The organism is Pseudomonas sp. (assembly GCF_041601375.1).
Taxonomy (GTDB): domain Bacteria; phylum Pseudomonadota; class Gammaproteobacteria; order Pseudomonadales; family Pseudomonadaceae; genus Aquipseudomonas.
The window spans coordinates 1-8,312 of the sequence record NZ_JBFIIG010000184.1; the positions used below are offsets into that span (position 1 = coordinate 1).

6 protein-coding genes and 1 pseudogene are annotated in these 8,312 nt (G+C 65.4%); 5 read left to right on the forward strand and 2 right to left on the reverse strand.

The window, feature by feature from the left end:
* Positions 1–263 (reverse strand): annotated as a pseudogene (locus ABZE94_RS18245) (hypothetical protein); the annotation flags it as partial.
* Between the two features lie 400 nt (positions 264–663).
* Here ABZE94_RS18245 and ABZE94_RS18250 point away from each other — a divergent pair.
* A complete protein-coding gene (locus ABZE94_RS18250; protein WP_372877154.1) occupies positions 664–1,563 on the forward strand; it encodes a universal stress protein in 900 nt (299 codons plus the stop codon).
* 265 nt (positions 1,564–1,828) lie between these two features.
* Here the strand turns inward: ABZE94_RS18250 and ABZE94_RS18255 are convergent, their stop codons facing one another.
* Positions 1,829–2,371, reverse strand: a complete 543-nt coding sequence (locus ABZE94_RS18255) for an Hsp20/alpha crystallin family protein (RefSeq protein WP_372877164.1) — start codon at positions 2,369–2,371, stop codon at positions 1,829–1,831.
* 193 nt (positions 2,372–2,564) lie between these two features.
* Here ABZE94_RS18255 and fdhF point away from each other — a divergent pair, with 193 nt between their 5' ends.
* The 4 genes from fdhF to acsA are packed head-to-tail and all read left to right on the forward strand — an operon-like array spanning position 2,565 to position 8,300.
* A complete protein-coding gene (gene fdhF / locus ABZE94_RS18260; protein WP_372877156.1) occupies positions 2,565–4,661 on the forward strand; it encodes a formate dehydrogenase subunit alpha in 2,097 nt (698 codons plus the stop codon).
* On the forward strand, positions 4,648–5,667 hold the full coding sequence (locus ABZE94_RS18265) for a 4Fe-4S dicluster domain-containing protein (RefSeq protein WP_372877158.1): 1,020 nt from the start codon (positions 4,648–4,650) through the stop codon (positions 5,665–5,667). The genes fdhF and ABZE94_RS18265 overlap by 14 nt, the downstream gene beginning before the upstream one ends.
* Complete coding sequence (locus tag ABZE94_RS18270) at positions 5,664–6,503, forward strand: FAD/NAD(P)-binding protein (protein ID WP_372877160.1); 840 nt, start codon at positions 5,664–5,666, stop codon at positions 6,501–6,503. The genes ABZE94_RS18265 and ABZE94_RS18270 overlap by 4 nt, the downstream gene beginning before the upstream one ends.
* A 33-nt stretch (positions 6,504–6,536) precedes the next feature.
* Positions 6,537–8,300, forward strand: a complete 1,764-nt coding sequence (acsA, locus tag ABZE94_RS18275) for an acetate--CoA ligase (protein ID WP_372877162.1) — start codon at positions 6,537–6,539, stop codon at positions 8,298–8,300.
* Positions 8,301–8,312 lie beyond the last annotated feature (12 nt).

Sequence of the window (8,312 nt, forward strand, 5' to 3'; positions counted from 1 at the left end):
CGGTTGATCGAACGCACCTCCAGGTAGAGGGTTGGTGCGGTGCGCCGGTTGAGGCGCAACTCGGCCTGGCAGGCGCGTTCGCGGCTGTCCAGGCTGAGAAAATCGAGGGCGGCATAGGCGATGGCCCGCTTGAGCTTGTAGGCGCGCTGGCCATGCAGAAAGACCAGCGAGCCATGGGTCTCGATCAGCTCCACCAGGTTGTCGGGCGCGCCGTAGCTCTCTGGGCGAGAGAGAAAAGCGATGACTTCCTGCTGAACATTCATCGGCACCTCGATGTGATCAGCCCACGCTACGGCGTAGCGCAAGGCGCGATGAACCACGGGCGCCACGCTGAACGGACGAACACCCCTGAGTCAGGTCAACAGCATGCGCACCCTGGCTGGCGGTCGGTATTGATATCGATCAAGCCGGCAGAGGCTGTGAAAATTTCGAGCGCCGCAGCGGGCGCTGGGAGGCGGTCGCAGCAGACGAGAGTTTTTCACAACCCTTCGGTTCGCCAACGGGTCGGGTTGATGTAAATCAAAGCGGCCGTGGTGCGCGCGGCGCAAGTTGGAGTCTGTTGGCGGCCCCTGATCCCATGCGGCAGGTTGCACCGGGGTAGTCGCAACCAGTGATTGCGTCAGCATCGCGCGCGCAACAGTCGGAATACCTCGGAGGTACCTCATGGGTCAATATCAACGCCTGTTTCTCATTGCCGACCGGGACATGCGCCATTCGCCGGGCCTGCAACGCGCCGCCGCTCTGGCCACCGCCAGTGGTGCCGCGTTGCATATCGCCGCCTTCGTCGAGCCTTTTGCGACCCTCTCGCTGCTGGACAAGAGCGTTCAGGAGAAAACCCGCGAGAGTTATCTGCAGGAACACCGCGAATGGCTCAAGGACGAGGCCGATCTGCTGCGCAGCAAAGGCATCAAGGTCACCACCGAAGCGGTCTGGACCGACCATGCGCTGGAGGAGATTCTCCGCCACGCGGCGGAAATCCAGGCGGACCTGCTGATCAAGGATCTGCAGCACGAGCCGGCGCTCAAGCGAGCATTCATCACCCCGCTGGACTGGCACCTGTTGCGCGAATCGCCGATACCGGTGCACCTGGTCAGTAGCACGGGCAATCCACTGCCGCGCCGCGTGGTCGCGGCGGTCGACCCGTCGAACCCGCAAGCGCAGGAAAGCGGCCTCAACCAACGCATCATCGAAACGGCCAATGGCCTGGCCCTGCAGTGCGACGCCGAGTTGCATCTGTTGCATACCTACAACCCGACGCTGGCCTATCTGACCAACGCGGTGGCGGGCAGCGTGTCCAGCGGCAGCGACCTGGTCGAGGAGCTGCGCAGCAAACTGCAAACCGGGTTCAACGCGCTGGCCGACGATTACGGCATACCGATCGAGTGCCGTCATTTCATTCTCGGCGCACCGATCAGCGCCATCGCCGACTTCGCCAGGCTGAACCAGACCGATGTGCTCGTGATGGGCACCGTCCAGCGCCAGGGCCTGGACAAGCTGATCGGCAGCACCACCGAACATATCCTCTACCAGGTGCCGTGCAGCATCCTGGCGGTCAAGGCGTAGCAACCCAGCGGCATTGATGAGCCTCGGCTCTTCTCGGATGTGGCGGGCCGCGTAGGCTTGAACGCAGCGATATCCATCGGCTCGGCGATCAACCTGTCATTTTCTGGCGTGATCGCCTGCAAAGGCTCTATACCCCTGCGCGGGGATATCAGGTGTGATGGGTAGCGCTGCGCTCAACAGCATCCTACGCATCTGTGCGCATGTAGCAGCACCATAAAATAGGCCCCTGCGCGTTGCCGCCAGGGGCCTCGGTGATTTACTGCACTCAGCGGACTTTGATGTCGATGTGCTTTTCCGGCTTCATGGCCTCGGGCTTCTTCGGCATGCTGATGGTCAGCACGCCTTTGCTGAAGCTGGCCTCGATCTTGTCGGCATCGACGCCCTTGGGCAGGTTGAAGATGCGTTCGAAGGAGCCATAGTGGCGTTCGGAGAGGTAGTAGTCCTTCTTCTTCTCCTCGGTTTCTTCCTTCTTCTCGCCCTTGATCACCAGGTTGCCGTTGGACAACTTGATCTCGATATTCTTCTCGTCCATGCCAGGCAGTTCGGCGCTGATCTCGAAGCTCTTTTCCTTCTCGGCGATATCCACGGCGGGGATGCCGTGGCCCATCAGCTCGCGCCGAAAGAACGGCTCGACGTCGAACTTGCGGCGGCCGAAGGGCATCGGGAATGAGCTGCTGGAAAAGTCCTCGAACAGATGATCGATCTGCTCGCGCAGATTGGCCAACGGGTGCCAGGGCGTCGCCAACGCCTCGCGCTTGCTCGACGCATTTTCGCTTTTTACCGGCATTTTCTTTGCGGAACTGGGAATTTTCGTTCCTCCAGGCAGATTGTCCGGGACTGGACAATTTTATTGTGCGAGCGTCTATGGACGGCAACTTTGATCTCGATCAAAGCGATCCCATTGCTCGCCAAGCCTGCACCTCGATTCGTTGATCTTGATCAAACGTCAAACAGAATTAGCGGCCTAGCCTGACTTACAAGTAGTCGGCGAGGAGATCGGGATGCGCGTAGTACCGAGCATTTGCACGTTCTGCGGGGTGGGTTGTGGCATCGGTCTGCGCGTCGAAGATGGCCGCGTGATCGGCGTCGAGCCACAACCCGGCCACCCTGTCAGCCAGGGCCAACTCTGCTCCAAGGGCTGGGCCACCAGCTTCGCCATAGACCCGTACAATCGCTTGACCCAGCCGATGATCAAGGAGCATGGACATTTTCGTCCTGCCAGCTGGGACGAGGCGCTGGGGCGGGTCGCCGAGGAATTTCGCGCAGCGCTGGATGAGCTGGGGCCGGGCGGCGTCGGCGTGATCAGTTGCGCCCGTGCCACCAACGAGGATAACTACGCCGCGCAGAAGTTCGCCCGCGCGGTGCTCAAGACCCACAACATCGATCACTGCGCGCGCATCTGTCACAGCCCCTCGGTAGCCGGCTTGGCGCGCACCCTCGGCTCCGGGGCGATGAGCAACAGCATTGCCGATATCGACCTGGCCGACCTGATCCTGGTGATCGGCGCCGACGTCACCGAGAACCACGCGATGATCGGCGCGCGCATGCTGCGGGCCCAGGCCCGTGGCGCCACCCTGGTGGTGGTCGATCCGCGCAAGACCCGGTTGGCCCGCCTGGCGGACATTCACCTGCAACTGCGCCTGGGCAGCAATATCGCGCTGCTCAACGGTCTGCTGCAGATCATCCTGGCCAATGGCTGGGAGAACCACGACTTTCTCGCCGAGCGTTGCGAGAACATCGAGCCGCTGCGCCGCCACCTGGCCGCAGTCACGGTCGAGCAGACCAGCGCCCAGACCGGCATCGCCGCGGCCGACCTGGAGCAGGTGGCCTACCTGTTCAGCCACGCCAAGACGGCCTTCACCGCCTATGGCATGGGCATCACCCAGTTCCAGAGCGGCACCAACAACGTCATCGCGGTCTCCAATCTGGTCCTGGCCTGCGGCCAGATCGGTCGTCCCGGCACCGGGATCAATCCGCTGCGCGGGCAGAACAACGTGCAGGGCGCCTGCGACATGGGCTGCCTGCCCAACGTCTATCCCGGCTACCAGGCGGTCAGCGACGCGGCGATCCGGGCCAAGTTCGCCGCGGCCTGGGGATGCCCGCAAACCGAGCAGGCGGGCCTGACCTCGCTGGGCATGACCCAGGCCGCGCTGGCCGGCGAGCTGCGCGCGATGATGATCATGGGCGAGGAACCGGTGCTCACCGACCCGGATCAGAACCATGTCGCCAGCGCCCTGGCGGCCCTGGATTTTCTGGTGGTGGTGGAACTGACCCTGACCGAAACCGCCAAGCTGGCCGACGTGGTCCTGCCGGCCGCCGCGTTCGCCGAGAAGCAGGGCACCTTCACCAACTGCGAACGCCGGGTACAGCGCATCCGTCCGGCCATCGCGCCGCCCGGCACGGCCCGCGGCGACTGGCAGATCCTCGCCGAACTGGCCACGCGCCTGGGCTACCCGGGGATGGCCTGGGCGGATACGCAGGCGGTGTTCGATGAAATGGCCGGACTGACCCCGAGTTTCGCGGCTATGAGCTATGCCGACCTCGATCGCCACCACGGCCTGCAGTGGCCATGCAACGCCGGCAATCCGCTGGGCTCGCCGGTGCTCCACGAGCAGGGTTTCCCGATCGGCCGGGCGCGGCTGCTGCCAGTGAGTCAGGTCGAGCCGGACGAGTGTCCAGACGCCGAGTACCCCTTTGCCTTTACCACCCACCGCCTGCACTTTCACTACGGCGGCGGCTCGATGACCCGCAAGTCGCCGCTGCTGGAGCGCGAGACACCGGCGGCGCTGCTGTTCATGCACCCCGAAGACGGCGTCGCCCTGGGCTTGCGCGACCAGCAGGCGGTGCGGGTGCGCTCGCGCCGCGGGCACTTGGAGACGCGGGTGCACCTTACCGACGACGTGCCGCGCGGCACCTTGGCCATGCCCTACCACTTCCGTGAAGCGCCCTGCAATCGCCTGACCAGCGGCGCCCAGGACCCGGTCAGCAAGATGCCCGAACTCAAGGCCTGCGCGGTGGCGGTCGAGCCGCTGGCCGTCGGCGCAGTCCCACAGGCCCAGGCCGGCGCCTGGAGGGAGGACGACCATGCAAGCCTATAGCCTGGATCAACCGGAGCGCCTGCGTGCTCATCTGGCACTCGAGCACCGTCTGTATGAAGTGCGCGACGATGGCCAGGGCGGGCAACACTGGCAAATGGTCAGCGCCCAGGATTTCGATGCCTTCGAGCCCTCGGCCGAGCCACCGCCATTCTCCGCCAAGAGTTTTTTCTTCGCCGAGCGCGAGTTGCTGTTCCGCTTCGACGGTGGACAGTTCTACTCGGCACTGCCGGCAGTGGTGCCCCAGGTGCTGTTCGGCCTGCATGCCTGCGACCTGCAGGCCGTGGCCTACCAGGATCGATTCTTCGCCGCAGACCCGCATTACCAGGCACGCCGTCGTGCCACCCTGCTGGTGGGCGTCGACTGCCTGCACAGCTGCGACGGCGGTTTCTGCAGCGTCGTCGACAGTGGCCCGGTGGTACGCGAGCAGACCGCCGATCTGATCCTGTTGCCACGCCAGGACGCGGCGGCCGACTGGTTGCTGCTGGTCGCCAGCGAGGCCGGCCACGCCGCCTTGCGCGGCCTGCGCTTGCCTGTGGCCGCCGATGACTGGCAAGCCGAGCGCAGCGCCAACCAGGCCTGCGTGGCCGATGAGCAGGGGCCGCAGCAGGCAATAGTCGAAGGCATCGTCTCCCTCAATGCCGGGCGGATCGACGCCGATACCTGGGAGGCGCTGGGACTGCGCTGCCTGGGCTGTTCCGGTTGCACCTCGGTGTGCCCGACCTGTTCCTGCTTCGCCCCGCAGGAGCGCCTGCGCGCGCCGGACAACATGCAGCGCGAACGGCTCTGGGACTCCTGTCTGTACCAGGGTTTCCAGCAAGAGGCCAGTGGCCACAACCCCAGCGTTACGTCGGGGCAGCGGGTGCAGCGCTTCTGGTCGCACAAGTTCGGCGATGGTTTCAAAACACAATTCGAGGCCTATGGCTGTGTCGGTTGCGGACGCTGTGACCGCGTCTGCCCGGGCGGCATAGGGGTGCATGGGGTAATGCAGAGGGTGACACAAACATGATCGATCCGACTCCACGCAAACTGCTGCTGCTCGAGCATTACGCGGACGGTGAAGAGGCGCGCCACTTCAGCCTGCGCATCGACAAGCCGTTGGCCAGCGATCTGACGGTGATTCCCGGGCAGTTCTTCATGCTCGCGGTGCCAGGCTTCGGCGAAGCGCCGTTCACCTACCTCAGCCTGCCGGACCGGCAGGGTCGCTTCAACGCCCTGATACGGCGTATGGGCGCGCTCACCGCGGCCTTGTTCGAGCAACCGACGGGCGCCGTGCTGGGCTATCGCGGTCCCTTCGGCAAGGGCTGGCCGCTGTTCTTCTGCGCGCGTCAGGTTCTGGTTGTCGCGGGAGGCTGCGGCCTGGTGCCGTTGGCCGGGCTGATCGAAGAAGCCAGTCGGCATCGCCTGCCGGTGCAGTTGAGCGTCATCTATGGCGCGCGCAACAGCGCCGCCCAGGTATTGGGCCGCGAGCGCGAGCATTGGCGGCAGACCCTGCACTTCATCGAAACCTGCGACGAGGCCAAACCACTCCAGCGCCAGGGCTCGCCGCTGGAGCACTTCGACGAACTGTTTGCCGCTGAGCCGCCTGAGGCGGTGCTCTGCTGTGGCCCCGAGGCGCTGATGCTGGCGACCGCCGAGGCGTGCCTGCAGCGCGGCATCGCCGCCGACAAGATCTGGCTGTCGCTGGAGCGGCGCATGCACTGCGCCGATGGCCTGTGCGGACATTGCTACCTGGGCACCAGCTACGTCTGCAAGGACGGCCCGACCTACCGTTATGACCGTTATCTGCAATTGCAGGCCGGTGGTTATCGAACATCCATCACGCAGGATCAGCGGTTCTGTTGAGTCGTCTGAGCAGTGAACTCGGGGGAGAAGTCTATGCGAGCGGCCATCATCGAAAAAACCGCAGCAGAACTGCGGGTCAAACCCAACTGGGATGACAGCCCCGAAGCCCGCGAGGCCTTTTCCTGGCCGGCCCAGGCCGAGGAGTTGGCCGGCCTGCCCGATGGCGGCCTGAATCTGGCCTACGAGGCCGTCGAGCGGCATGCCCTGGGCCGGCGCAGGCGCCACGTCGCGCTGCGCATCCTCGATCGCAATGGCGGCCATTGTTCGATCACCTACGCGCAGTTGAGCGGCCTGAGCAACCGTTTCGCCAATGTCCTGCAGGGGCTTGGCATCGGCGCCGGGGCGCGCCTGTTCGTGCTCTGCGAGCGCGGCCTGGAGCTGTACCTGGGGGTGCTTGGCGGCTTGAAGAACGGCTGCGTGGTGTCGCCGCTGTTCTGCGCCTTCGGCCCCGAACCGCTGGAAACCCGCCTGCGCCTGGGCGAGGGCAGCGTGCTGCTGACCAGCGAGACCCTCTATAGGCGCAAGATTGCCGGCATCCGCGAGCGACTGCCGGCGCTCGAGCATGTGCTGCTGTACGACGCAGACGGCGCCACCATCACCCCGCCGGAGGGCACCCTGAGCTTGCACAAGCTGCTGGCCCTGGCGGCGGAAGACTTCAGCATTGCCCCGACCACTGCCGACAGCCCGGCCTTGCTGCACTTCACCAGCGGCACCACCGGCACGCCCAAGGGCGCCCTGCACGTGCACGGCGCGGTGCTGACCCATTACGTCAGCGGCAAGTACGCCCTCGACCTGCCCCCCGATGACATCTACTGGTGCAGCGCCGACCCCGGCTGGGTCACCGGCACCTCGTACGGCATTCTCGCGCCTTTGCTGCTGGGCGTGACCAGCGTGGTCGACAGCGGCGAATTCGATGCCGAGCGCTGGTACCGCATCCTCGAAAAGGAGAAGGTCAGCGTCTGGTACACCGCGCCCACGGCCATTCGCATGCTGATGAAGGCCGGCCCCGAGCTGGCCCAGCGGCACAACTTCGCTCGCCTGCGCTTTATCGCCAGTGTCGGCGAGCCACTCAACCCGGAGGCCGTGTGGTGGGGCAAGGAGGTGCTCGGCCGGCCCATCCACGACAACTGGTGGCAGACCGAGACCGGCGGCATCATGATCGCCAATACCCTGGCCATGCCGATCAAGCCCGGCTCCATGGGCAAGCCGCTGCCAGGCGTCGAGGCGGCAATCGTCACCCGCGGCGAGGACGGCAGCCTGCAACTGCTGGCGGACGAGCAGGTCGGCGAACTGGCGCTGAAACAACCCTGGCCGGCGCTGTTTCGCACCTACCTGGGCCAGGAGGAGCGCTATCGCCGCTGCTTCGTCGGCGACTGGTACCTGAGCGGCGACCTGGCCCGCCGCGATGCCGACGGCTACTACTGGTTCGTCGGCCGCGACGACGACGTGATCAAGTCGGCGGGGCACCTGATCGGCCCGTTCGAGGTGGAGAGTGCCCTGATGGAGCACCCGGCCGTGGCCGAGGCGGCGGTGATCGGCATCCCCGATGCGTTGCTTGGCGAGCGGGTCAAGGCCTTCGTTTCGCTGAAGAGCGGCTTCGCCGCCAGTGAAGCCTTGCACGATGAACTGCTCGGCCATGCCCGCAAACGTCTCGGCGCCGCGGTGGCGCCCAAGGCGCTGGCGTTCCTGCCGAGCCTGCCGCACACCCGTAGCGGCAAGCTCATGCGCCGCCTGCTCAAGGCCCGCGAACTGGGCCTGCCCGAGGGCGACACCTCGACCCTGGAGAATTCGCCATGAGCGTGGCCGTGC